General features: G+C 32.0%; 23 protein-coding genes. 17 read left to right on the top strand and 6 right to left on the bottom strand.

The annotated features are described in order from the left end of the window. Positions 1 to 3: 3 nt before the first annotated feature. The gene (gene pruA, locus VCM48_RS08650; RefSeq protein ID WP_099215180.1) at positions 4 to 1,629 is read right to left on the bottom strand and encodes an L-glutamate gamma-semialdehyde dehydrogenase; all 1,626 of its coding nucleotides are present in this window, start codon (positions 1,627 to 1,629) and stop codon (positions 4 to 6) included. Between the two features lie 141 nt (positions 1,630 to 1,770). On the opposite strand from pruA, the gene VCM48_RS08645 reads away from it, so the two are divergent. Genes VCM48_RS08645 through VCM48_RS08630 form a run of 4 tightly spaced genes read left to right on the top strand, consistent with a single transcriptional unit; the run spans position 1,771 to position 6,320 of the window. Beyond that, positions 1,771 to 2,487, top strand: coding sequence for an NRDE family protein (locus VCM48_RS08645; RefSeq protein ID WP_482270249.1), 717 nt, complete (start codon positions 1,771 to 1,773; stop codon positions 2,485 to 2,487). A 35-nt stretch (positions 2,488 to 2,522) separates the two neighbouring features. Then, positions 2,523 to 3,194 (top strand): hypothetical protein, encoded by a 672-nt coding sequence (locus VCM48_RS08640; RefSeq protein ID WP_274638615.1) that lies wholly within the window; start codon positions 2,523 to 2,525, stop codon positions 3,192 to 3,194. 7 nt (positions 3,195 to 3,201) lie between these two features. Beyond that, positions 3,202 to 4,983 (top strand): hypothetical protein, encoded by a 1,782-nt coding sequence (locus VCM48_RS08635; protein WP_482270248.1) that lies wholly within the window; start codon positions 3,202 to 3,204, stop codon positions 4,981 to 4,983. Between the two features lie 5 nt (positions 4,984 to 4,988). Then, positions 4,989 to 6,320 (top strand): hypothetical protein, encoded by a 1,332-nt coding sequence (locus VCM48_RS08630; RefSeq protein WP_482270247.1) that lies wholly within the window; start codon positions 4,989 to 4,991, stop codon positions 6,318 to 6,320. Here the strand turns inward: VCM48_RS08630 and VCM48_RS08625 are convergent. The 3 genes from VCM48_RS08625 to VCM48_RS08615 are packed head-to-tail and all read right to left on the bottom strand — an operon-like array spanning position 6,317 to position 9,099. Continuing rightward, positions 6,317 to 7,429: a DUF3667 domain-containing protein gene (locus tag VCM48_RS08625; protein ID WP_482270246.1), complete on the bottom strand. Its 1,113-nt coding sequence runs from the start codon at positions 7,427 to 7,429 to the stop codon at positions 6,317 to 6,319. The genes VCM48_RS08630 and VCM48_RS08625 overlap by 4 nt on opposite strands. Then, positions 7,429 to 7,815, bottom strand: coding sequence for a Co2+/Mg2+ efflux protein ApaG (gene apaG / locus VCM48_RS08620; protein ID WP_274638611.1), 387 nt, complete (start codon positions 7,813 to 7,815; stop codon positions 7,429 to 7,431). The genes VCM48_RS08625 and apaG overlap by 1 nt, the downstream gene beginning before the upstream one ends. Positions 7,816 to 7,866: 51 nt before the next feature. Further along, entirely contained in the window at positions 7,867 to 9,099 is a 1,233-nt protein-coding gene (locus tag VCM48_RS08615) for a type IX secretion system plug protein (protein ID WP_482270245.1), read from the bottom strand. A 162-nt stretch (positions 9,100 to 9,261) separates the two neighbouring features. On the opposite strand from VCM48_RS08615, the gene VCM48_RS08610 reads away from it, so the two are divergent. Genes VCM48_RS08610 through nqrF form a run of 6 tightly spaced genes read left to right on the top strand, consistent with a single transcriptional unit; the run spans position 9,262 to position 15,319 of the window. After that, on the top strand, positions 9,262 to 10,614 hold the full coding sequence (locus VCM48_RS08610; protein WP_482270244.1) for a Na(+)-translocating NADH-quinone reductase subunit A: 1,353 nt from the start codon (positions 9,262 to 9,264) through the stop codon (positions 10,612 to 10,614). Positions 10,615 to 10,617: 3 nt separating this feature from the next. After that, a complete protein-coding gene (locus tag VCM48_RS08605) occupies positions 10,618 to 11,823 on the top strand; it encodes an NADH:ubiquinone reductase (Na(+)-transporting) subunit B (RefSeq protein WP_274638608.1) in 1,206 nt (401 codons plus the stop codon). A 2-nt stretch (positions 11,824 to 11,825) separates the two neighbouring features. After that, a complete protein-coding gene (locus tag VCM48_RS08600) occupies positions 11,826 to 12,566 on the top strand; it encodes a Na(+)-translocating NADH-quinone reductase subunit C (RefSeq protein WP_440120117.1) in 741 nt (246 codons plus the stop codon). Between the two features lie 2 nt (positions 12,567 to 12,568). After that, complete coding sequence (locus VCM48_RS08595; RefSeq protein ID WP_099215191.1) at positions 12,569 to 13,213, top strand: NADH:ubiquinone reductase (Na(+)-transporting) subunit D; 645 nt, start codon at positions 12,569 to 12,571, stop codon at positions 13,211 to 13,213. A gap of 31 nt (positions 13,214 to 13,244) precedes the next feature. Continuing rightward, complete coding sequence (gene nqrE / locus VCM48_RS08590; RefSeq protein WP_099215192.1) at positions 13,245 to 14,003, top strand: NADH:ubiquinone reductase (Na(+)-transporting) subunit E; 759 nt, start codon at positions 13,245 to 13,247, stop codon at positions 14,001 to 14,003. After that, positions 14,003 to 15,319, top strand: coding sequence for an NADH:ubiquinone reductase (Na(+)-transporting) subunit F (nqrF, locus tag VCM48_RS08585; RefSeq protein ID WP_274638606.1), 1,317 nt, complete (start codon positions 14,003 to 14,005; stop codon positions 15,317 to 15,319). The genes nqrE and nqrF overlap by 1 nt, the downstream gene beginning before the upstream one ends. A 122-nt stretch (positions 15,320 to 15,441) precedes the next feature. Here the strand turns inward: nqrF and VCM48_RS08580 are convergent, their stop codons facing one another. Beyond that, positions 15,442 to 15,903, bottom strand: coding sequence for a Na(+)-translocating NADH-quinone reductase subunit F (locus VCM48_RS08580; RefSeq protein ID WP_482270243.1), 462 nt, complete (start codon positions 15,901 to 15,903; stop codon positions 15,442 to 15,444). A 68-nt stretch (positions 15,904 to 15,971) separates the two neighbouring features. On the opposite strand from VCM48_RS08580, the gene VCM48_RS08575 reads away from it, so the two are divergent. The 7 genes from VCM48_RS08575 (at position 15,972) to VCM48_RS08545 (ending at position 24,552) form a co-directional block, all read left to right on the top strand. Then, entirely contained in the window at positions 15,972 to 17,330 is a 1,359-nt protein-coding gene (locus VCM48_RS08575) for a DEAD/DEAH box helicase (protein WP_482270242.1), read from the top strand. Next, a complete protein-coding gene (locus VCM48_RS08570; protein ID WP_274638603.1) occupies positions 17,330 to 17,692 on the top strand; it encodes a Na(+)-translocating NADH-quinone reductase subunit F in 363 nt (120 codons plus the stop codon). Before VCM48_RS08575 ends, VCM48_RS08570 begins: the two co-directional genes overlap by 1 nt. A 346-nt stretch (positions 17,693 to 18,038) precedes the next feature. After that, positions 18,039 to 18,602: a uracil-DNA glycosylase family protein gene (locus tag VCM48_RS08565; RefSeq protein WP_482270241.1), complete on the top strand. Its 564-nt coding sequence runs from the start codon at positions 18,039 to 18,041 to the stop codon at positions 18,600 to 18,602. Between the two features lie 61 nt (positions 18,603 to 18,663). Then, positions 18,664 to 19,863, top strand: coding sequence for a GTPase HflX (gene hflX, locus VCM48_RS08560; protein ID WP_482270240.1), 1,200 nt, complete (start codon positions 18,664 to 18,666; stop codon positions 19,861 to 19,863). 364 nt (positions 19,864 to 20,227) lie between these two features. Then, the gene (locus tag VCM48_RS08555; protein WP_482270239.1) at positions 20,228 to 20,935 is read left to right on the top strand and encodes an energy transducer TonB; all 708 of its coding nucleotides are present in this window, start codon (positions 20,228 to 20,230) and stop codon (positions 20,933 to 20,935) included. A gap of 111 nt (positions 20,936 to 21,046) precedes the next feature. Next, positions 21,047 to 21,781, top strand: coding sequence for an energy transducer TonB (locus VCM48_RS08550; RefSeq protein WP_440120111.1), 735 nt, complete (start codon positions 21,047 to 21,049; stop codon positions 21,779 to 21,781). Positions 21,782 to 21,825: 44 nt separating this feature from the next. Beyond that, a complete protein-coding gene (locus VCM48_RS08545) occupies positions 21,826 to 24,552 on the top strand; it encodes a TonB-dependent receptor (RefSeq protein ID WP_482270238.1) in 2,727 nt (908 codons plus the stop codon). Between the two features lie 73 nt (positions 24,553 to 24,625). On the opposite strand, the gene VCM48_RS08540 is transcribed toward VCM48_RS08545, so the two are convergent. Continuing rightward, positions 24,626 to 25,699 (bottom strand): CNNM domain-containing protein, encoded by a 1,074-nt coding sequence (locus VCM48_RS08540; RefSeq protein ID WP_482270237.1) that lies wholly within the window; start codon positions 25,697 to 25,699, stop codon positions 24,626 to 24,628. Positions 25,700 to 25,781 lie beyond the last annotated feature (82 nt).

The raw sequence follows: 25,781 nt of genomic DNA, 5'->3' as shown, positions 1-25,781 counted from the left end.
TTCTTATCCTAAGAAAGGGTAACGGTAATCTACAGGAGAAACAAATGTTTCTTTGATTAAACGAGGAGATACCCAACGTAATAAGTTTTGAGCAGATCCTGCTTTATCGTTTGTTCCTGAAGCTCTAGCTCCACCAAATGGTTGTTGTCCTACAACAGCACCTGTTGGTTTATCGTTTACATAGAAGTTACCAGCACAGTTTTCTAAAGCTTTAGTAGCTTCTGCAACTGCGTAACGATCTGTAGAGAATACAGCACCAGTTAAAGCGTATTCAGAAGTTCCGTCAACTAACTTTAAAGTATCAGCCCAATCTGCATCTTCGTATACATAAATAGTTACTACAGGACCGAATAATTCAGTTTCCATAGTAGTATATTTAGGGTTTGTAGTTAAGATAACAGTTGGCTCAATAAAGTATCCTTTTGATTTATCGTAGTTACCACCAGCAAAAATCTCAGCATCAGCATCCGCTTTAGCTTGGTCAATATATTTTGCTAACTTATCAAAAGAACCTTCGTGAATTACCGCAGTAATAAAGTTGCTCATATCTTCTGGAGAACCCATTTTAAAAGAAGCGATATCTTCTTTTACGTAGTTCAATGTTTCTTCAGCTAACGATTTTGGTAAGTATACTCTTGAAGCTGCAGAACATTTTTGACCTTGGAATTCAAAAGCACCACGAGAAATACCTGTAGCTACTTGTTTTGGATTAGCAGAAGGGTGTGCAATGATAAAGTCTTTACCACCAGTTTCTCCTACAATTCTTGGGTATGTTTTGTATGTATGAATGTTTTCTCCAATCTTTTTCCATAACTCCTTAAATACATAAGTAGAACCTGTAAAGTGGATTCCAGCAAAATCAGGTGAAGATAAAACTACATCAGTAATTTCAACAGGATCACCATAAATTACGTTGATAACACCGTCTGGTACACCAGCTTCTTTAAATACATCTACAATTACTTTTGCAGAGAAAATTTGGCTATCAGATGGTTTCCAAACTACAACGTTCCCCATCATTGCAGCTGATGCAGGTAAGTTTGCAGCAATTGCAGTAAAGTTAAATGGAGTAATTGCGTATACAAATCCTTCTAACGGACGGTACTCAACGCGGTTCCAAATTCCGTCGTCAGAGTTTGGTTGCTCGTTGTAAATTTCAGACATGTACTCTACGTTAAAACGTAAAAAGTCGATTAACTCACATGCAGCGTCAATCTCAGCTTGGTGAACTGTTTTAGATTGAGCAATCATAGTTGCAGCGTTAATCTTTGCACGGTAAGGTCCAGCAATTAACTCAGCAGCACGTAAAAAGATAGCAGCTCTTTGTTCCCATGGCATTTGTGCCCATTCAGTACGAGCTTCTAAAGCATTAGCAATCGCTTTTTCAGCATGAGATCTATCTCCAATATGATATTGTCCTACCACGTGTTGGTGATCGTGAGGAGGAGTCATATTACGAGTATTTCCAGTTCTAACTTCTTCGTTACCGATGTACATAGGTACATCAACAGATCCGTTAAAATATTCTTTGTATTGTTTTGAAACGGCTTCACGCTCTGAAGATCCAGGAGCGTATCCTTTTACCGGTTCGTTAATGGCAGTTGGTACGTGAAAAAATCCTTTTCCCATTTGTATGTTGTTTGTTGAATTAAATTTCTTTCTTTGTTATTGAAAAAGTCCAATAATGAACTTTCTTAAATGACAAAGTTACGGTTATTTTAGGAATATTTAAATGGACATAAGGCTGGAATTATATAAAACTAAAACAAAATGTGTACGGTAACTTATTTACCTTTAGGGAATAATGATTTTATATTAACTTCTAACAGAGATGAAGATCCGAAGCGAAAAACTATTTCTCCAAAAACGTATGTTGAAGAAGGAGTGAAGTTAACGTATCCTAAAGATGAGTTAGCAGGAGGAACTTGGATAGGTTTAAGTGAAAAAAATAGATTGATTTGTCTGTTGAATGGTGGATTTACAAAACATCAAAGAGCAGAGTCGTATAAAATGAGTAGAGGAGTTATTGTAAAACAATTATTAAAAGTTGATAATCCTGTTGAAATAATCAATCATTTTGATTTTGAGGGGATAGAGCCTTTTACTATAGTTCTGGTCGATTGGACTACAGAGTTAAAAGCATACGAGTTGGTTTGGGATGTAAAAGGAAAACATTTTCAAGAGCTAGATAAAACGCCTAAAATTTGGTCGTCATCTACACTCTATACTGATGAAATGAAGCAGTTGAGAAGAGATTGGTTTGCTGATTGGTTATCGGATAATAAAGATTTCGAACAATCAAAAGTCATTAACTTTCACCAAGATGAAACTAGAGGAAGTAAAGAAGTGTCATTAAAGATGAAGCGTCAAAATGTAGAAACAGTAAGTGTAACATCTGTAATGAAAAATGAAGAAGAACTTACCATGAGTTACTACGATTTACATTCAAATATTAACAAAATAGAGGAAGAAATCATTCGCTTGTAATAAAAGCTATTTAATATCTTTGCAAAAAAGTTTTTATGAATAAAAGATTATTACTCCTATTTTCCGTAATTTCTATTTTCTTATTTACAAGTTGTTTTGAGTTTGTTGAAGAGGTAACTTTTAATAAAGATGGTTCTGGAAGTGCTGTACTTACTATTAACTTAAGTAAAAGTAAAACAAAGCTAGCTTCTATAATGCTACTTGATAGTATAAATGGCTACAAAGTACCTTCAAAAGTAACCATAAGAAAAAAAGTACAAGAAATAGTTTCTAAAATTAAAGGAACAAAAGGAGTTCATAATGTAAAAAACACATTAGATTTTAATGAGTTTATTGTTACAGTTTCGTGTGATTTTGATAATGTGGAAGCTTTAAATGAAGTAATAGCTAATTTTAGCTCAAAGAAACACATAGAAGCTATCAAAAAGAATAAACATTTTACATTTAATGAAAAAAGTAAAACATTTACACGTAGTCATCATTTCGATTTAGGAAAAGAGTTTAGAAAAACAAAAAACCAAGACCGTAAGGTGTTTGAAACAGCAACTTATACAAGTGTTTATAGGTTTGAAACACCAATAAAAACTACAGAGAATAATCAAGCAAGAATATCAAAAAGCAAAAAAGCTATTATGTTGCATTTACAAGCACAAGACATTATAGCAAACAAGCAAACAATCAAAAATAAAATACAATTAGAGAATTAAATTTAGAATGAAAAAAATTATTGCTACACTACTGTTATTAAACACATATACAGCTATACAGGCTCAGCGATTAGAGTCTAAAATACCTAACAATGTAGATGTGTTAGTTTCTGCAAACGCAGAAAACTTATTTAAGTTAATAAAAGTATCAGATATAGATAAAAGCGCTATTGGAAAAGAGATTTTAAAAGACTTAAATAGAAGTAATAAAACTTACAGAGTAGAATCTGTAGTTGAGTCAGAGTCTGATGAAAAGAAAGAAGATTCAAAAGAAATAGAAGAAAGAAAAAAAGTGTCTTCAGTAGCTAACGCAGGTATAGACATTAAATCAAACGCTTATTATTTTTTCAGTAAAACTGATAGTATTTCATATCATAACTTTTACGTTGAGTTGAAAGATAGAGAATTGTTTGAGTCAATGTTAAGTAAACGAAATAAAAAGAAGATAAGAAGAATGGAAGGCTACAACATTATTGAAGGACGTAGCGATATTAGAATTTGGAATGATGATTATCTTTTGTTAGTGAATGGAGATGTTTCTAGAGGTTATTTCTCAACTCATAAAGAGCGTTTAGATAAACTAAGAGAAGAGAAGGAGTTCACTTATTCATTTAGAAAAAGAATAGGTAAGGGTTGGACAAAAAAGTATGTACTGGACTTATTTAATAAGAATGTTATCAGTTCTATTGCTTCTAATACTAAGTTTCAAAAGAGTAAAAAGAAAAATGCATCAGCAACACTTTGGGTTCGTAACTATGGTATGTTAATGACAGATTTATTTAAATCTTTTGGTAGTTCTTTGTACCCTTTATATGCAGATGTAGGAGATCAAAATATTTATGGAGTTGAAGAAGTAACTGCTAATTTATTTTTTGATAAAAGCGATGCAAGAATTTTACTAGATATGTCAGTTAGTCCTGATATGAAGAAATCTTTTAAAAAGATTTATAATAAAAGAATGAGTCGCGATCTAGTAAATAGCTTTGATCATGATAAAGCATTAGCATTTTGGAGTATTTCTATTGATACTGAAGAAACATTAAAACAATATCCAGAATTATTGAACAAGATGTACGGAGGTATTTTACCTAAGTTTCAAGAAGAAATGGAAATTGTAGGAGATTTATTTTCTTTAGTTATAGATGAAGAAGCTATTGGAAGACTAATTACAGGTGATGCTCTTTTAGTGTTAAACGATTTTTCTAAAAAAGAAGTAGAGTATACTACTTACAAGTATGATGAAGACTATAAGCGTAAAGAAGTAACAAAAACTAAAGAGGAATTTGTTCCTGATTTTACGTTAATGATTGGCTCAAAAGAAGAAGATTTATTGAATAAGTTTTTCAAATTAGGAGAAAAACATAAAGCTGTTGAAATTGAAAACAACGTTGTAAAGTTTAAAACTAAAAAATCTGACATACCATTCAATTTATATTCAGTAGTTAAAAACGATGTACTGTATTTAACAACCTCAGAAGCTAATGCGTTAAGTATTGCAAGAGGAAATAACAATTTCAATACAAAAAAACATAGTAAATTAGTTAGAGATAATTCAACAGTGTTTTTTGTTGATGTTAATGCGGTTTTAAATAAGATTCCTAATAAGTGGATGAGTAAATCAGAAAAAGAAGCAATGCGTTTTTCAACAGATAACTTAAATGACGGAGTGTTTAGAGTGTCTAGAATGAGAGGGAATACAATTTCTTCAGAGTTAAAAATTTCTACTCAAGGAACTGAAGAAAACACATTAAAGTTATTGTTAGAGTTTATCAATGCAGTAGCGAAGTAAGCTAAATGATAAAAAGAATAGCATATATACTCATAATAGTATGCTGTATTATAGTTACGGTTGGGTTTTTTAGATATAATCCAACCGTAACTTATACAAAAAAAGTTCCAGAATCAGCTGAAACAGTAGTCTATATTAATCTTCGAGAAATAGAATACAACATAGTTCTTAGCTTTTTAAAGCATCCACTTTCTCAGTTAGACTTTAAGGAATCTTCAGCTTCAAAAGAAGAGGAAAAGAAAGCAACATTATTAGATGAAATAGAAGTGCCTAATAGTTTATTTTTCTATACCAATAAACAAGAGTTTAAAGACTTTTTTATTAGTAGCCCAATAGTTGTTAAGGAGAAAATTATAGAAGCTTTAAAAGAAGAGAATTTTACTGCAAAAAATGTTAGTAATACTACAGTTTATAGCAAAGGAATAATAAGTTGTGTACTGCAAAATAACTCTTTGCAAGTGTTATTGAAAAAACATAAAAAAGCACAAATATCACCTGAGTTATTATCTAAATTAAATCAAGAAAATTACTTTTCTGAAAACGATTTAATTTTTAAACAAATAAAGAATAGTAAACAGCCAGTGGCTATTGGTACTTTGCAAGGAGACTTTTTTGAGTTTGTTATAGATGGAAGTAGTTTAAGAGTCAAAGGTGAGTTGAGTGAAGAAAATAACTTTTTTGAGCCATTTAAAGCGACATCAGTAGCTGGTTCAATACTGAGTGTGTCAGGAAAGCTAAATACTGAACTAATAGCTGATAAATTAGACGAAAACCTAAAGAAAAAGTTTAAAAAACTCACAACATTGTCATTAGACTCAGTTACTAATAAATGGGACGGAGTAGTAGAGGGTAATCTTACTTCTTTTATAGAAAAATCAGATACCATCGTAACTTATGAATATGATGATGATTTTAATAAGGTAGAAAAAAAGGATATTCAAAAAACGATAACACCTAAGGTTACTTTTGAGTTGCAAGGAAACGATCTTTGTGATTACTTGAAAGAAAAAGAAGTGATTAAGAGAGTTGAGAATGAGGATCTATTAACATTGATGCCTTTGTTTACTACTTACAGTTTTTGTAAAGGAAATGGCTTGAAATTTACATCTGAAAAAAATCAAAAGCCTACCAAAAATATCGATGGAAACAATAAGTTTTACTTCTTGTTTAATGTGGCTAATTATCAAGAAAAAGACAGAGGTATTTACTCTTTAAAAAATAAATACCTAGATAAGGTAAAAACAATACAGTTGTCAGTAACTAATAACAATCAATTAGATGCAACTGTAGAGTTAAAAAACACTTCTAAAAACGTCTTCTTGCAAATGCTAGATTAATAAAAGGCAAAAGCAGCAAACGATATAGCAATAGAGCCAAACATAGCTAATATAAAAAACATAGTATTGGCTAGTATGTATTTCATAAATGTTTTAAAATACCCTTGACTGTAAAACCTTTTCATGGCTATGAATAAATAAATCATAAAGAGTAGTAAGAAAACAAGTAGAAAACTGTCTGAATGCTTGAAGAAATCTATTATATAAAAAATAGAAAACAGCAGAAAGAGTACGGTTTGTACATGAAATACAAAAACAAGATGTTCTACATATGTATACTTTCTTCTAATGTAAATAAACTTTAAGAACAAAGTAAATAAAGGTAATAGTATAAATAGTGCGATAGAAGCATAGGATAGTACTTGGCGGAAAAACTTTTTTGCTTCATCTTTATCTAAAAAAACTGAGTTAAAAACTTTTGCACGTGAGTACCAAAAACGGTTGCTAAAGTTTTTTTCTGCTTTTAAGCTGTCTAAAGCAGCTTCAATAGGAACTTTAGGGTGTGCTTTTTGAAATTTCATAAATTTTACGATTCTGAAAGAATCGTTAGAGTCAGCTTTGGCTAGTTCTTGTTCAGAATTATATGAAACTGATGTGGAATCAGGTTTAGGCTGTGTCTTTTTTGCTTCAAGGGAGTCTTGGTTTTCAAGTTGCTTGAAAACTACATCTTGAATCGAGTCAAGATCTACTTCAATAGCATCGCTATTATCATTGTTTAATTTAATTTGAGAATTACTACTTGAAGATTTACCGATTCTTAATTCCTCAAATTTTTTATAGCTATCGGTTATACTTATAATTAAAAAGAAAATAATAGAAGTAGCTAAATAAAACCGAAATGGATTGGTGTATTTAGTTCTTTTTCCTTCTATATAATCTTTAGAAACTTTCCCTGGACTTATTAATAATGGAATTAGCGTTCTCCAAAACTTAGTGTCTAAAGAGAAAAAACCAGCAAAAAGTTCGCGAAGAAAAATGCCTAAGGTAATTTTTTTGCCTCTATTTTTTTGTCCACATTCAGGACAAAACTTTTCATTGTTAGTAAAAGGGTGTCCGCAGTTTAAACAGTTAGCATCTCTTACAACTGGAACTTTGTTTTTTTTAATCATTAGTTTAAAATAGCAGTAGTGGTTAATTGAAAAGTTGGAATAGTTACTAAAAACTCTTCTAGTGTTTTTACATTAATCATTTTGTAATTGCCTCCCATAGCACCAGTGGTAGAAAGTAAAAAACAATTAGATCTATAATTGTAAATATCGTTAGGTTTTAAGGTTGGAGTTTCGCCAACAACTCCTTCGCCTTCTACATATTCAGTGCCATTAAGAGCGTCAAAAATAACCCAAAAACGTTCCAAGAGTTTTACAGTGTCTTTTGATTTGTTTTCTATAGAAATATAGTAACTGAAAGCATAGTATTGTCGATGCCCTCTGTAAACAGAGCCTCTAAAAGATGTTTTTACAGAGATCTTGATGCCTTTTGTTACTTGTTGAAACATATGATAAAGATAGTTCTTTTTCAGTTTTTAGTCAATGTTTCTAAAGATACCTTACCTATTTTGGTTAAAAAATCCATAACCTACACCAATTACCCTGTCATAAATTTCACCAAAAGGTTTGTAGTAAACAATCACAGTGTACTCGTTTTCGGTTTGGTAAAAAGAACCGTCAACTTCATGTAGGTCAATATTTTTGTTATTGTCTAAAGTAGCGTAGCTATAGTTATAGAAGCCTTGTTTAAAGGGTAATGTAGCTTTGTAGATTTTCTGAGAAGAGTCGTAAGTCATTTTATTCTCTTCAGATAACTCGTAATTATTAAAAGCTCCATAAATAAAAACCTCTTTGTTTTCGTAAGGCTCAAAAGCTTCTAAAGAAAAATGAACTAAAGAGTAATCGGCTTCGGTATTATCTCTATTGTCAACGACATCACGTTCTGTGGTTCTTACAACAAACTGTCCATTGATATCGGGGTTATATGTATATATTTTGTCATTACGAGGTTCGTCTGTGTAAAGGTAGCTATGATATAGGTTTTTACGTTCTACTCTAGCAACATTTAAACTGGAGTTTCTTATGAATTTTGTATCAAAATTTAAAAATTCGTTTCCTCCCCAAAAATTAGTTCTTACAGTATGATTATAAAGCAGTTGCTGAGGTTTTATAAAAATAGGTTGAAGATTAGTAATAGCTGTATTCCAATTATGGTTTTGAAACAATGTTACATTGATTTCTTGAGATGGAGTGTTTATCTGTAAACCAGGGTGGTTAACAGAAAATTGAACTGTTTGTTGCTCGTTGGTTGTTGCTGCATTTCTACTTCTAAAAGCGGCAACACCAACAGTGGTAATTTCTTCATAGAATACGCAACGCCTAGTAAAAACGACCTCGTAGTTTTCATCAATAATAGAAATTAAATAATTGCCACTTTTAGTAATAATGGTATTTTGATTTGGAACTTCGACAGAGTAGTGTGTGTAAGGTTGAAGTGTGTTAAAAGAATTAGTGAAATTGATAATTTCATTTTGTTCAAACCCCTCAATATATTGATTGCTCGTCATTGAGCTAGGTTTCCAGTCATGGGTCATGTGTTCTATTTTATATTGATACTGTTTGCTGTCAGCATCTAAATCGTCAAAAGACAATTTTAAAACATCACCTAAACGTACAATTGGAGCATAAAAATTTGGGTTATTCTTAGGTCGCAATTGTACAGTTTTTATGTTTTGAGCAAAGCTCGAAATAACTAATAAAAAGGCAATTAAGGATAGTTCTTTTTTCATCATGATGTAACAAAAGTATCAAAATATAAGCCAAAGACAAGGTTTTTATTTAGAATAAATATAAATAATAAGGTTTCGTAAAGATAAAAATGTTTTTGTTCTGCAAAGGGATTCAAAATTTTTAAATTTGCGTGTTTTTTAAGAAAATCAAATTAATCAGTTCCTATGTCAAAAGACATCCGTATTAAGAAAGGCTTGGATATCAAGCTAATTGGCGAGGCAGAACAGGTAACTACCGAACTTCAATCAGGTAGTGTGTTTGCAGTAAAGCCAGATGATTTTCACGGCGTTATTCCTAAAATTTTAGCAAAAGAAGGTACAGAAGTAAAAGCAGGTGAAGCACTTTTTTATTCAAAAAGTGATGAACGTATTTTATTTTCTAGCCCTGTTAGTGGTAAAGTTACAGAAATCGTTCGTGGAGCACGAAGAAAAGTTTTAGCAATTAAAATCACTGCTGATGCACAGCAGGAATACAAAGATTTTGGTAAAAAAGATGTAGACGCAATGTCTGGAGAAGAGGTGAAAAACCACTTGTTTGCTTCAGGTTGTTGGCCGTTTGTAAAACAACGTCCGTATGACGTGGTTGCAAATCCTAATCAAGCACCAAAAGCAATTTTTGTATCAGCCTATGCAAGTGCACCTTTAGCAGCTGATTATGATTATGCGTTAAAAGGCAAAGAAGCAGAATTACAAACAGCTTTAACTGCGTTAACAAAATTAACAGCTGGTAAAGTACATGTTTCTGTAGCTAAAAACTCAACACTATCACCATTTAAAGATGTAAAAGGAGTTGAGTTGCATAAAGTTTCAGGACCACACCCAGTAGGAAATGTAAGTACTCAAATAGCACAAATTGACCCAATTAATAAAGGAGAAGTTGTGTGGGTAGTTACACCTCAAGACTTAGTAGTAATAGGAGAGTTATTATTAACTGGAAGGTTTAATATTACTCGTACGATTGCATTAGCAGGATCTAAATTTAACAAACCACAGTACGTAACTGCAAAAGCAGGAGCGCAAATTGCTGATGTTGTTAAAGGAAATTTAGATGCCAATAATGCTCGTATAATTAGTGGAAATGTTTTAAGTGGTTTAGAAGTTAAAGAAGATGGTTTCTTAGGATACTACGATAACTTAATTACAGCTATTCCAGAAGGAGATGACTATGAGTTATTTGGTTGGAATAAGCCAGTTTTTAATAAAATATCTACTTCTAGAGCATTAACTTTTTCTTGGTTAAACCCAAAGAAAAAATATGACTTAGATACGAATACTAACGGAGAGCATAGAGCATTTGTAGTAACAGGTTCTTATGAAGAAATTTTCCCGTTAGATATCTATCCGATGCAATTATTAAAAGCTTGTATGTATAAAGATCTTGACGAAATGGAAGGATTAGGAGCTTACGAAATTGCACCAGAAGATTTTGCGTTAACAGAATTTATTTGTGTGTCGAAACAACCTCACCAAAAAATAATTCGTGAAGGATTAGATTTAATGAGAGAAGAATTAGGATAAGATATGGGCTTAAAACAAAACTTACATAATTTAAAAAAGAAGTATGAAGGAACTAAAATAGCTCCGCTATTTAATGGTTTTCATACATTCTTATATATGCCGAATGAGACTACTCATGGAGGAACTCACATTAAGTCGGCAGATGATCTTAAACGTACAATGAATACAGTAATCATGGCATTAGTTCCATGTTTAATATTCGGTATGTTTAATGCAGGATATCAGCATAATCTTCAAATAGAAGCCGTTTCAAACGCAACTGGTTTCTTTTCTGGAGAATTTTGGAATATGGATAACTTACTAATCGGTTTAGTTAAAATATTACCATTAGTAATTGTATCGTATGTTGTTGGTTTAGCAATAGAATTTATTTTCTGTATAATCAAAGGGCATGAGATAGAAGAAGGGTACTTAGTAACAGGAATGTTAGTTCCGTTAATTGTACCTGTAGATTTACCATTATGGATGCTAGCAGTAGCAGTAGCTTTCGGTGTTGTAATTGGTAAAGAAGTATTTGGAGGAACTGGGATGAATATCTTAAACCCAGCCTTAACAATTCGTGCATTCTTATTCTTCGCATATCCAACATGGATGTCTGGAGATAAAGTATGGGTTCAAGGAGCTGTTGAAGCTGCAGGAACAGCTGATGCTATATCAGGAGAAACTATCTTAGGAAGTTTAGCACAGTCGCAACCATTAAACTATTCAGTTTCTGATATGTTCTTTGGATTTATTCCAGGTTCTGTAGGAGAAACTTCAACATTATTAATTTTATTAGGAGCTTTATTCCTAATCTTTACAAAGATTGGAAGCTGGAGAATTATGTTATCTGCAGTTATCGGAGCTTTAGTAATGGGATTCATCTTTAACCAAGTAGTTGATATGGGATGGATTGGTGAAACAAGTAAGTTTTACGGATTAATGAGTTTAGATTTTTGGAAACATTTATTAATTGGAGGTTTTGCATTTGGTGCGGTATACATGGCAACTGACCCAGTAACAGCATCACAAACTAACAAAGGGAAGTGGATTTATGGATTCTTAATTGGATTTATTTCAATTATGATTCGTGTATTCAACCCAGCATACCCAGAAGGAGTAATGTTAGCAATTTTATTAATGAACGTATTTGCTCCAACAATTGATCATTACGTAGTTCAAGGTAATGTTAAGAGAAGATTAAAACGTTTAAAAGCTAAAACTGCCTAATTATGAGTAAGAAGACAGATAGTAATTTATATACGGTACTTTTCGCCATAGGAATGGTGTTAGTAGTAGGTGCGTTGTTAGCTTTTACAGCGTCATCACTTCGCCCAACAATCGATGCTAATAAACGTATCGAGAAGCAGCAAAATATTTTGTATGCAATGGGTGTTAACGAGAATGATGAAACAAGTGTAGAGTTTGTTTCAAAAGATAAAGTAGCAGAAGAGTTTGCTAAATACATTAAAAAACAATTAGTAATTGAAGGGGATAACGTTTCTGAAGATGCTAAAGCGTATTTAATTGATGTTAAAAAGCAACAAACAGCAGCTAAAGAAGGTAAAACAAGAAAACTACCATTATTTGTAGGTGAAAAAGAAGGTAAAACTTTTTATATCGCTCCAATTAGAGGTAAAGGTCTTTGGGATGCTATTTGGGGATATGTTGCAATGGATAAAAATATGGTAGTTCAAGGAGTTTTCTTCGATCATAAAGGAGAAACACCAGGTTTAGGAGCTAACATTAAGCAACGTTACTTTATGGACGATTTTATTGGAGAAGATTTAATGAACAACGGTTCTTTTAAAGGAATTGCAGTTTCTAAATCTAATAACGATCCAAAGAATGAAGATAAAAATGATAACGAGGTAGATGCAATTGCAGGAGCAACTATAACTGGTGACGGAGTAGCTGCAATGATTAAATCTGAATTAGGTTTATACGTACCTTACTTTAAAACATTAAAATAAATATGGGACTTTTATCAAAAAAAGACGCAGCATTAATTACTGATCCATTAGCAGATAATAACCCAATTACAATTCAGGTATTAGGTATTTGTTCTGCATTAGCAATTACAGCAGAGTTAAAAGCTTCTATTGTAATGTCTATATCGGTATTATTTGTATTAGGAGTAGGGAATGTAGTAATCTCGTTAATGAGAAATATTATTCCATCAAAAATTAGAATTATTGTACAGTTAATCGTAGTAGCTACATTAGTAATTATTGTAGACCAAGTGCTAAAAGCATTTGCGTACGATTTAAGTAAAACCTTATCGGTATTTATTGGGTTAATTATTACCAACTGTATTATTATGGGACGTTTTGAAGCATTTGCTTTAGGTAATGGACCATGGAGATCGTTTTTAGATGGAATAGGAAATGCTTTAGGATATGCAGTAATCTTAATTATTGTAGGTTTCTTTAGAGAGTTATTCGGTTCAGGTACTTTATTAGGATTTAAAGTATTAGGAGATCCTATCGAAAAAACAGGATTGTATGCTTTAGGATATGAAAACAACGGGTTTATGTTATTATCACCAATGGCATTAATCGTTGTAGGTATTATTATTTGGGTACAACGTACAAGAAATAAAGCATTAGTAGAAGACTAACCTAAGTTAGTGTTCATTAAAAATATAGAAAATGGAACATATAGAATTATTTTTCAAATCGATATTTATAGATAACATGGTATTTGCTACCTTCTTAGGAATGTGTTCTTACCTTGCTGTATCTAAAAAAGTATCAACAGCCGTAGGTTTAGGAGCTGCAGTAATCTTTGTATTAGCAGTTACAGTACCAGTAAACTGGTTGTTAGATCAATACTTATTACAACCTGGAGCTTTAAAGTGGTTAGGAGAAGAGTATGTAGATTATGACCTAAGTTTCTTATCATTTATCATGTTTATTGCAACAATTGCAACCATGGTACAATTAGTAGAAATTATTGTTGAAAAATTCGCACCAGCATTATATAACTCTTTAGGTATTTTCTTACCGTTAATTGCAGTAAACTGTGCAATTTTAGGAGGATCTTTATTTATGCAATCTCGTGAAATTCCAACATTAGGTTTATCATTTACGTACGGTATTGGTTCAGGAATCGGGTGGTTTTTAGCAATTTTAGCAATTGCAGCTATTCGTGAAAAAATCAGATACTCATCTGTGCCACCAGCATTAAGAGGTTTGGGTATTACATTCATTATTACAGGTTTAATGGCTATCGGATTTATGAGTTTCGGTGGAATGTTAACTGGAGGTGATGATGCAGGTAAAAAAGAAGAAACTGCTGAAGTTAAGGTTGAAAAGAAAGAAGTTGAAGAAAAGGTAGTAGAGGAAACTGAAAAGACTGAAGAGAAAGCAGAAGAATTAGCTAATAACACTAAAGAAATTACAGAATAATGGTATTTTTAGAAGTAAGCACAGGAGGAACAGTTGCTATTACAGTATTAGCGTTTTTAGCGGTAATCTTGGTTTTAGTAGCTTTATTATTATTTGTTAAGCAAAAATTGGCACCATCTGGACCTGTAAAGATTACAATCAATGGTGAAAAAACAATAGAAGTAGCATCAGGAGGAACTTTATTATCTACCTTAGGTAATGAAAAAATCTTCTTACCATCAGCTTGTGGTGGTGGTGGTTCTTGTGTACAATGTGAGTGTCACGTTAACTCTGGTGGAGGAGAAGCTTTACCTACAGAAACACCACACTTTACACGTAAAGAATTACAACACGGTATCCGTTTAGCATGTCAGGTAAAAGTAAAGCAAGATATGGATATCTCTATTCCAGAAGAAATTTTCGGAATTAAGAAATGGGAAGCAACTGTTGTAAGAAACTATAACGTAGCAACATTTATTAAGGAGTTTGTAGTTGAGATTCCAGAAGAAATGGATTATAAAGCAGGTGGGTATATTCAAATTGAAATACCACCATGTGAAGTAAAATATGCTGATATGGATATTTCTGCACATCCGCAAGATCATCCAGGTGAACCTGATAAATTTGAGGCTGATTGGGATAAATTTAACCTAAGGCCATTAGTAATGAAGAATGAAGAAACTGTAGAGAGAGCATACTCTATGGCTTCTTACCCTGCAGAAGGAAGGGAAATCATGTTAAATGTTCGTGTAGCAACACCTCCTTTTGACCGTGCTAAAGGCGGATGGATGGATGTAAATCCAGGGGTGGCATCTTCGTATATTTTTAATCAAAAGCCAGGAGATAAAGTAACTATTTCTGGACCTTATGGTGAATTCTTCATCAATGATTCTGAAGCTGAAATGTTATATGTAGGTGGTGGAGCTGGTATGGCACCAATGCGTTCACATATTTATCATTTATTTAGAACTTTAAAGACTGGTAGAAAAGTAACATACTGGTACGGAGGTCGTTCTAAAGCAGAATTATTCTACATTCACTACTTTAGAGCGTTAGAAAAAGACTTTCCAAACTTTAAATTCTACTTGGCATTATCTGAGCCATTAGAAGAAGATAACTGGAAGGTTAAAAAGGACATTAATGATGAAAGCGGAGATGGTTTTGTTGGGTTTATTCACCAAGTTGTAATAGATCAATATTTATCCAAACATGAAAGTCCTGAGGATTTAGAATTATATTTCTGTGGACCACCATTAATGAACAAAGCAGTACAAAAAATGGGTGAAGATTTTGGTTTAGATGACGAAAACATTCGTTTTGATGACTTTGGAGGATAGACACTTAGTGTTTAATACATTATATTATAAAACCGATACAAGCTTGTATCGGTTTTTTTTATACTTAAAAAGATAAGGTTTAGATGTAATAAAAGCAAGACAACGTTTTTAGCAAAAAAGAGTTACTCATAAATTACATCAAATTTATATACAGGACTATCTTGTTCATATTCAAAAACCCTAGCATAGTCCATAACATTGGGTATGTCTTCGAGTTTGCATAAATGTGCAACTACAGCGTATAAACCGTTAAATAACCTTTCTTTATCAGTAGGGTTTTGAGGTTTAGAATTGTAATGACATAATGGAACAACAAAACCACATGCTTCTAAAAATATTTTTTCAATGTGTAATAGCTCAAGTGGAGTATAACCATTAAACTTTCTGCCTAAATTTTGATGTACCCTACCCACATAGCTTAATCTCAAAGAACCATGACCATTTGTTAGGTGTTTCCAGCTATCTCGATTATCTAATATATTCCCAACCGCACATGCTGAACAACATTCAGGATTCAATTCATCGTTATGAAAAGCATTATAAAGCTTAATAAGCGCTTGTTCTAATCGTTTAGGTATTTCCATAATCAAAAAGGATTTACTCCTTTAAATATACAAAATATTGGTTGTACCTTTGCAGCAAATTATTGTTAATGACGACTTTTCAAGATTTAGACTTATCAAATCCACTTAGAAACTCAATTGAAGAATTAGGTTTTGTAAATCCAACACCTATTCAAGAACAAGCCTTTCCTGTAATTCGTTCAGGAAAAGATGTAGTGGGGATAGCACAAACAGGTACAGGTAAAACTTTTGGGTACTTATTGCCTATATTACGTGATTTAAAGTTTTCGAAACAACAACACCCAAGAGTGATGATATTGGTGCCTACACGAGAATTAGTAGTGCAGGTGGTAGAAGAGATTGAAAAGTTAGCAAAATACATTACATTACGTACTGTTGGTGTTTATGGAGGAGTCAACTTAAATCGTCATAAAGAAGCAGTAATGCAAGGAACAGATATTATTGTAGCTACTCCAGGGCGTTTGTACGATTTGGCGTTGAGTAATGTTTTAAAGTTAAAATCTATTCAGAAATTAGTAATCGATGAAGTAGATGTAATGCTCGATTTAGGCTTTCGCTTTCAGTTGTTAAACATTTTTGATTTATTACCTCAAAGACGTCAAAACATCATGTTTTCAGCAACCATGACGGAGGATGTGGAAGCTTTAATTGACAATTTCTTTATCGCTCCACATAAAATAGCGATTGCAGTTAGTGGAACACCACTAGACAATATTCAGCAAACGAGTTATGATGTTCCTAATTTTTACACAAAAGTCAATTTATTAAACTATTTATTATTTGATAAATCAGAGTTTAGTAAAGTGTTAGTGTTTGCGCCTAATAAGCGAAATGCAGACAGGTTGTTTGATTGTGTTGCAGAAGAGTATCCATCACAAGCTTGCGTAATTCATTCAAATAAAACGCAAAATTATCGTTTACGTTCTATAGAGCAATTCAACCAAGGAGAAAAACGAATTTTAATAGCTACCGATGTAATTGCACGTGGATTAGATTTAGAAGAAGTAACACATGTAATAAATTTTAACGTACCTCACTTCCCTGAAAACTATATGCATAGAATAGGTCGTACAGGTCGTGCAGAACGAGAAGGAAAAGCAATTTTATTTGCTACAGAAAAAGAGCAGGAAGCTAAACAAAGAATTGAGGAATTGATGGATTATGAAGTTCCTAAGTTAGAAATTCCAGAGCAGGTTGAGATTTCTAAGGAATTAACAGAAGAAGAGCGACCAAAAGAAGATAGAGAGGTCAATAAGAATAGAACGTCACAAGAATATATTCCAGGACCTGCTTTTCATGAGAAAAAGGAAAAGAATAAAAAAACAAACCAAGGAGGTTCATACCGAAGAGAAATTGCTAAGAAGTATAAAAAACCTAAAACAAGAGGAGATAAAAACTATAACAAACGCAATAAGAAACGAAAATAATGCAAGCACTTACAGAACAAGAACTTCATAATTTAGGGATGAACATTGTAGGTAAAAAGTTACAAGAAATGGGCTATGAGTTTATTGCAATAAACAGTGAGTTAAAAAGATATCCGCAGTTCGTGTTGTATAAAAAAGAAGAACCTACCATATTTGTTTTAGTAAAGACTACTAATAATATTCAGTCACCACAAGAGTATGATGTATTGTGGATGGAAACATTTAAAAAGCACGCAGAAAAACAAAATGCTAAGGTTTGGTATGCAGGTATAGGGATTGCAAATGCTGAAAGTGTAGATTTACCAGTTTTTAAAAACAAACCCTATTATGTTGCTTTCGATGATTTTATAAAGATTTTATAGATACGATATTACTAATATATATAATTTTCTGGTGTTAATTCTCCTTTTTCACTGATAGAAAAAGAGTGGTTTAGTAGATTGAAAAGGGCAAAAACCCTATTAGTTTTCAGATAGTTGTATGTTAATTTTACCTCAGGGAAATTAATAAAATATCTAAAAAAATGAAAAGACAACTACTAACCAAAAAAGGAAAAAAATTAATGAAAACTATTATGGCATTTTTATCAGATTTAGGTAATGGTGCTAGTTATGCAATTAACAATTAAGACTTAAATAGTTAAAGTTAAAAACACTCGATTACATTGTAATCGAGTGTTTTTTTATGCATAAATATTAACTTTACAGTGTGGAGAATCTTCTAAGGAAAATAAAAGAATGTAAAATATGTGAGGAACATATAGAGCCTAACCCTGTGATTTTAGCTAATAGAAAGTCAAAAATTATTATTGTAGGTCAAGCACCAGGAACCAAAGTACACAAATCTGGAGTTCCTTGGGATGATGCTAGCGGAAAACAATTAAGAAAATGGTTAGATGTTACCGATGAACAATTTTACAACACCAACAATTTTGGAATAATTCCAATGGGTTTTTGTTATCCAGGAAAAGGAAAATCAGGAGATCTGCCACCTAGAAAAGAATGTGCCCCGAAATGGCATCAACCATTACTAAAAGAAATGTCTAATGTAAAGCTGGTTATTTTAATTGGAATGTATGCTCAAAACTACTACTTAAAAGAGCAAGCAAAAAGAACACTTACTGAGACAGTGAATAACTTTGAAGAATATCTACCCAATTATTTTGTGTTACCTCACCCATCACCAAGAAATAGGTTTTGGTTAACTAAAAATCCGTGGTTTGAAAAAGACGTTTTACCCATATTGAAAACTACTATAAAAAAGCTGTTGTAGTGATTTTAATACCAAAAGAAAGTTAAAAACATGCGTTGATAAATTTGTACTTTTGCAATGTATGATAGAAACAAGAGAAGCCATATCAGAAAAAGCGGTTTTAATAGGTATTATAACCCAACATCAAGATGAAAAGAAATCAGAAGAATATCTTGATGAACTAGAGTTTTTAACGCTTACAGCTGGAGGAGTAGCTGTTAAACGTTTTGTTCAAAAACTAGACAAACCACACCCAAAAACTTTTATAGGAACAGGAAAGTTAGAAGATGTAAAAGCGTATATAGAGTCAAATGATATTGGAACAGCCATTTTTGATGATGAGCTATCACCAGCTCAACTTAGAAATGTTGAGCGTTTTTTAGATTGTAAAATTTTAGATAGAACCAATTTAATACTAGATATTTTTGCCAGCAGAGCACAAACGAGTTCGGCAAAAGCACAGGTAGAGCTAGCGCAATATCAATATTTATTACCTCGATTAACAAGAATGTGGACACACCTTGATAAACAAAAAGGAGGAATTGGTATGCGTGGACCTGGGGAAACAGAAATAGAAACAGACCGTCGTATTATTCGTGATAAAATCTCGTTACTAAAAAAGAAGTTAGTAACTATTGATAAACAAATGTCTGTGCAACGTAAAAACCGTGGAAAAATGGTTCGTGTTGCTTTGGTAGGATATACCAATGTTGGTAAATCTACTTTAATGAATGTAGTGAGTAAAAGTGAGGTGTTTGCAGAAAATAAGTTGTTCGCAACGCTTGATACTACAGTAAGAAAAGTAGTAATAAAGAATATCCCCTTTTTAATGACAGATACTGTTGGGTTTATAAGAAAGTTACCAACTCAATTAGTAGAGTCGTTCAAATCTACCTTAGACGAAGTTCGTGAAGCTGATTTATTATTACATGTAGTAGATATATCACACCCCAATTTTGAAGATCATATTGATTCTGTAAATAAAATTTTAGATGAGATTGATAGTAAGGATAAGCCTACGGTTATGGTATTTAATAAAATAGATGCTTATACTCATGAAACTATTGATGAAGATGACTTAGTTACAGAAAAAACAAAAGAACATTATACGTTAGAAGATTGGAAAAGAACATGGATGAATGATTTAGAAACAGAGAGTATTTTTATTTCAGCTTTAAATAAAGATAACCTAGAGAATTTTAAAGATAAAGTGTATGAAGAAGTGAAAAAAATACACATTCAGCGCTTTCCATATAATGATTTCTTATACCAAGAATATTAGTTTTTTACAGTAAAAAAACACAGCCATAACTTAAAAAGAACTTAAAGAATTGCAACTTTAAGTTCTTTTTTATTATATTTATATTCGCTAACATAGTTTTCTCTGTGTTTTATAAAGCATTGTAAATTAATATTTTTAACCATTTTATCCCCCTGAAAATGAAAAATAATAAAACTTCACAAACAAAATCTAGACGATTTTCATTAGATCAATTAGTTAATAAGAAATCCTAAAACTTACGTAAGTAATTAATCTTATTTAACCAGCTAACTTACCAAGTATTCATAAAGTTTTAAATAATGAATTTAAGACCAGGTGAAATGTCCGCTCTTTTTGAGTTACCATGTGTTAATCTGAATAGATCATGATGAAAAATATAATTACCCTCTTGTTACTATGTTGTGGTTTACAATTTACTATAGCACAAGAGAAATGTACATCTGAAACTTCCCATTCAGTAGATGTAAACGTTGTAGACAAGTGTTTAGTAGAAAAAAAAGTAGAAAAAAGTAGTGAGGTAACTCCTACTGTTGTAACTACAATTTCTAGTAGAAGGCATTTTAGAAAACGTGTTTACTTTGAAAAAGTTGTTAGTTTAGCTAATGATATAGAAGCTAACAAAATTAAATTGATTAAAACAACTAGTGACTTAGCTTCATGTCGCTTGTATAATATATTTCCAATTACAAGAAAATTAATCAAAAAAGCTACTTCTTTTGATGTAGTAGATGAAATTCCTATGTTTTTATCTTGTGCTGATCCTTTAATGGATAAGGTAGACTGTTTTAATTATGAAATGCAAAACCATATAATTAATACACTAAAATACCCTGAAGAAGCCTTAGATAAAGGAATTGAAGGAGAAGTACTAGTAAGTTTTGTAATTGATGAAACTGGAAAAGTGACAGATATTAAAACGGAAGGAGCAAATGCACATGAAATCTTAAAAAAAGAGGCTAAAAGAATTGTGTTATTACTTCCAAATTTTACACCAGGGAAACAACAAGGAAAAAATACAAGAGTAGCATACAGCTTTCCTATGAACTTTAGCTTAAATAGCTCTGAATATTAGTGTGTTAAAATAATTTATTTTATGTAAAAAAAAGAATACCTTTGCACGCCATGTTTTTCACAAATAATGAACTATAATTAGTTGATTGAAAAAATGTTAAACCCCTTAGGTATGAGAAAAATTATTTTAGTTATTACATTAGTTTGTTTTTATGCTACTAATGTTGTGTCACAACGTGAAGTATGTGAAACCCCTGAAGAGTCTTTAGTAGATTTAAATAGTATAACAAAATGTACTATTGCTCCAAAAGACAAGAAAAATAAAGGTACACGACAAATCTCTGTAAAAGTATCTGCTAATAGAAGGTATTTAAAAAAGAGAGAAATATCAAAAAAGAAAGTGGTTTCAAGTGCTACGGAATTATCGGGAGCAGGAACTGCGGCATTAGAGAGTACAACTCCTCAAGAAGAATTAAATCAACCTTTAACTTTTAAAAATAATCTTGAAAACATAACAAGTAAACTATCAGCAGAAGAAGTAAGAAAAGCTGAAAAATTTACTACAGTTGATAGAATCCCTTTGTTTACTGCATGTAAAAAGGCAAAGAAAAATGAAAGGTTAGATTGTTTTAATGTTGAAATGGTAAAGCATATTCAAAAACACTTCAGATACCCTAGTCAAGCGGTAAAAGAATCTATTCAAGGAGAAGTTTGGGTGCGTTTTATTATTGATAAAAATGGTCAGGTTAAGAATATTAAAACTTTAGGACCAAAAAATGGAGAGCTACTAAACAACGAAGCTATTCGTGTGGTATCTCAATTACCACAGTTTGTACCTGCTAAAAAGTCAGGAGATGAAACCTCTGTAAAATACGGATTCCCTATTATGTTTGCTCTAGATGAGTAAATAAACCAATAATAACTTAATACAAATCAATTAAAATAAACATTATGTTTAAAAAACTACTATCCATAGTTTTGGTAGTGTGTAGTATGGCTATTTATGCACAAACTACAGTAAATGGAAAAATTTACGACGAATACTTGGAGCCTTTTCCAAATGCAGTAATTCTTTCAGGAGAAGCAAGAGCAACTTCTGATTTTGAAGGAAAATTTACGTTACAAGTTAAGTCAACCTACCCTATAACTATACAAGTTTCTGCTTTTGGATATAAAACAGAAATCATAGAAGTTACTTCACAAGACCAAGAAGTAAATGTAATATTAAAAGAAAGTGTAGCATTAGATGAAGTTGTAATTTCAGCATCTAGATCTCCTGAACGAGTTATCGAATCTCCAGTAACTATTGAAAGAATGGGTATTGTTGATGTTAAGAGAAATACTTCTGTTTCATTTTATGACGGATTAGCAAACTTAAAAGGAATTGAGTCACGTGAGGCGAATTATGGATTTAAATCTGTAAACTCTCGTGGTTTTTCTACTTTTGATAATACTAGATTTGTACAGTTAGTTGATGGAGTAGAAACATCAATACCAGCACTGAACTTCTCAGCAGGAAACATTCTAGGATTGTCTGATTTAGATGTTAAGAATGTTGAAATTCTACCTGGAGCTTCTTCTGCTTTATATGGGGCAAACGCCTTTAACGGTATTTTGTTAATGAGAAGTAGAAATCCTTTTGATGATGCGGGTATTAGTACTTATATTAAAACAGGTACTATGTCACAAGAAGCAGCAGGTAATAATCCTTTTTATGACGCAGGAATTCGTATGGCATATAAGTTTAATGATTATGTTGCTGCTAAAGCAAACTTAACTTATTTCTCTGCTGAAGAATGGCATGCTGTTGATACTAGAAATACAACAGGAATTGGTGGAGTAGCTATTGATGGAGATAGAAATACAAATACTGATTATGATGGTGTAAATGTATATGGTGATGATTTTAATTTTAACTTAAATGATTTAAATTCAGCATTACCTTCTTTGGATGTAAGTAGAACAGGGTACAATGAAGCTGACTTAACTAATTATAATGGTTATAACTTAAAATTTGATGGATCTATACACATCAGACCATGGGCAAATGATGCATTAGAGATTGTATTAAATTCTCGTTTTTCTCGTGGAGATAACACATATCAAGGAACAAATAGATTCTCTCAAAAAGGATACTTTATTGAGCAGTATAAATTAGAACTTATAGGGAAAAACTTCTTTGTAAGAGGATATTATACAGGAAATGATTCAGGAAAAAGTCACGATTTACGATTTGCAGCGATTGCTTTAAATGAAAAGTACAACCCAACGCAAAACTGGTATCAAGAATATGCAGGCATATATAGTGGAGCAATAACGGTTCCTGGGTATACACCTCTTAATGATGCTGATGCAAGAAGGTTTGCTAATAGAAACAGATATGTTCCTGGGTCACCTGAGTTTAAAACAGCTTTAGAAGAAGTAATCAATACTCCAATAAACAAAGGAGGAGCAGGGATAAAAGACGAAACTTCTTTTTATCACTTTGATGCTAATTATAACTTCAAGGATTTAATTCGTTGGGGAGAGATTCAAGTAGGAGGTTCTTACCGTAAATTTGATATTAACTCAAACGGAACTTTATTTACAGATGAAAATAGTAGTATAGAGTTTGATATGGTTGGGGTTTACTCTCAAATTCAAAAGAAATTTTTAGAAGATAGGTTAAAGTTTACAGGATCTGTTCGTTATGATAAATCTAAAAACTTTGAAGGTAACTTTTCTCCAAGGGTAGCGTTAAACTATTCTTTAGGTGAATCAAAGAATCATATTTTAAGAGCTTCTTATCAAACAGGGTTTAGAAACCCTAGTACTTTAGAACAATACTTTGGGTTACGTTCAGGACCAAGTAAATATATTTTAGGTACTTCTCAAGAAAATTTAGATCGTTTCTCTACTATAGTAGCTAATCAAGATGGTTCTACTAGTGTAATTACAGGTAGACAAGCTTTTGGAAATGCATTAGTTGGAGCTGACAATAGAATTAAACTTGATGTTAACCCAATTAAGCCAGAAAAAGTTACTTCATATGAAGTTGGATATAGAAGTATCATCGACTTAAATAGTAGAAATATATTAGAGTTAGATATTAATGGTTATTATAACCAGTATAACGACTTTGTAGCATTCAAAGATGTTATTGTAGCTAATTATGGAGGTTTAGAAGCAGATGGAACACCAGATGCACAAGCTGATGCAGCAATAGATAATGGAGATTATACATCATTTGTACTTAATACAAATACATCAGCTAATGTTGATTCGTATGGTGTAGGTGTAGGGTTAAATACAAAAGTATTTAAGACGTTTAACTTAGGAGCTAACTATACATATTCAAAATTAGTTTTTGATCAAAGTGATGACCCAACTTTTAAAGCAGGATTTAATACTCCAGAACATCAGGTAAAAGTAATGTTTGGAAATCCTAACTTATTTAAAAACTTTGGATTTAATGTGAATTTAAGATGGCAAGATGAGTTCTATTGGCAGTCGAGCTTCTTAGATGATACAGTAGATGCAAGAACTGTATTAGATGCACAAATAAACTATAGAGTGCCTGCAATTAAATCAAGATTTAAATTAGGAGGAACGAACTTAACTGGTAACGAATATATGGTTGCACCAGGATCAGGATTAATTGGTTCTATGTATTATGTTTCTTGGACAATTAATGACTAGAAATAGTTTACTATAAAATAAAAAAGGCGTGAATTAATTCACGCCTTTTTTATTTTATAAACTTGTAAGTTTACTATTCGTTTTCAGAATCATTAATTATCCCTAATCGTTTAGCACGCTGTTCCCAGCTTTTTCTAGCCAAACTTTGTAGGTTTGCTACATTGTCACTCTCATCCATTATTTCATAGCCTAAAAGGGTTTCTATAACGTCTTCTTGAGTTACTAAACCGCTAACTGCTCCATATTCATCTACAACTAAAGCTAAATGCTCTCTTTGCTCAATTAACTTTTCAAATAAATTAGGAATAGAAAGCTCTCTGCTAGCAATAATAATTTCTCTTTTAATTGTTTTTAAAGGTTCGTTTCCTTTGTTATCAACCAAAGAAAGCAACAACTGATCCTTTAAAACATATCCAGTTATGTTGTCTGGATTTTCAGCATACACTGGTATTCTAGAAAAGCGTAAAGGTCTATTTTCATTAAAAAACGATTCAATGCTTTGGTTTTCGTCAGCAGTAGTAAGTACCGTGCGAGGTGTCATAATATGTTTAGCTTGAACTTCTTTAAAGTTTAGCATGTTTCTAATTACTTTACCTTCACTTTCATGAAAAACACCTTCTTGCTCAGCAATATCGGTCATAGCGGAAAAATCTTCTCTACTTAAAACACTTTCACCATGTGCTCCTTTACCAAATAGTTTAGTAAATAATTGAAGTACCCATATAACACCAGTGTATTTACAGAAGAAAATTAGCACATTTAAGGCTTTGGTTGTAAAACCAGCTAGAGATTTCCAATAAGTTGCTCCGATAGTTTTTGGAATAATTTCAGATGCTACTAAAATTAAAATAGTCATTATAGCAGAAACGATAAAAACACCGTTTCCTTCGTCGTTAAATATTTTCTTTGCTTGAGCACCAACTAAGATCGCTCCTACTGTATGGGCTATGGTGTTTACTGTTAAGATAGCAATAAGAGGCTTGTCAACGTCTTTTTTTAAAGCTTCAAGATCGTTTGCGTAAGCTTTTTCTTCTTTCTTTTTAACATTAACAAAAGTAGGGGTAACACTTAGTAGTACAGCTTCTAATATAGAGCATAAAAAAGAGAAAAATATAGATAAGGTGGCGTAAACAATTAATAATGTCATTCGTTAAAATTTTTAGGCTAAAATACGTAAAAAAGAAAACCTCAAGAATATATTCTTGAGGCTTTACTATTATGTTTTGTTT

This window comes from Tenacibaculum sp. DPLXC6 (genome assembly GCF_056815515.1).
The sequence above is the reverse complement of the archived record's forward strand: the minus strand, read 5'-3'. Positions and strand labels throughout refer to the sequence as shown.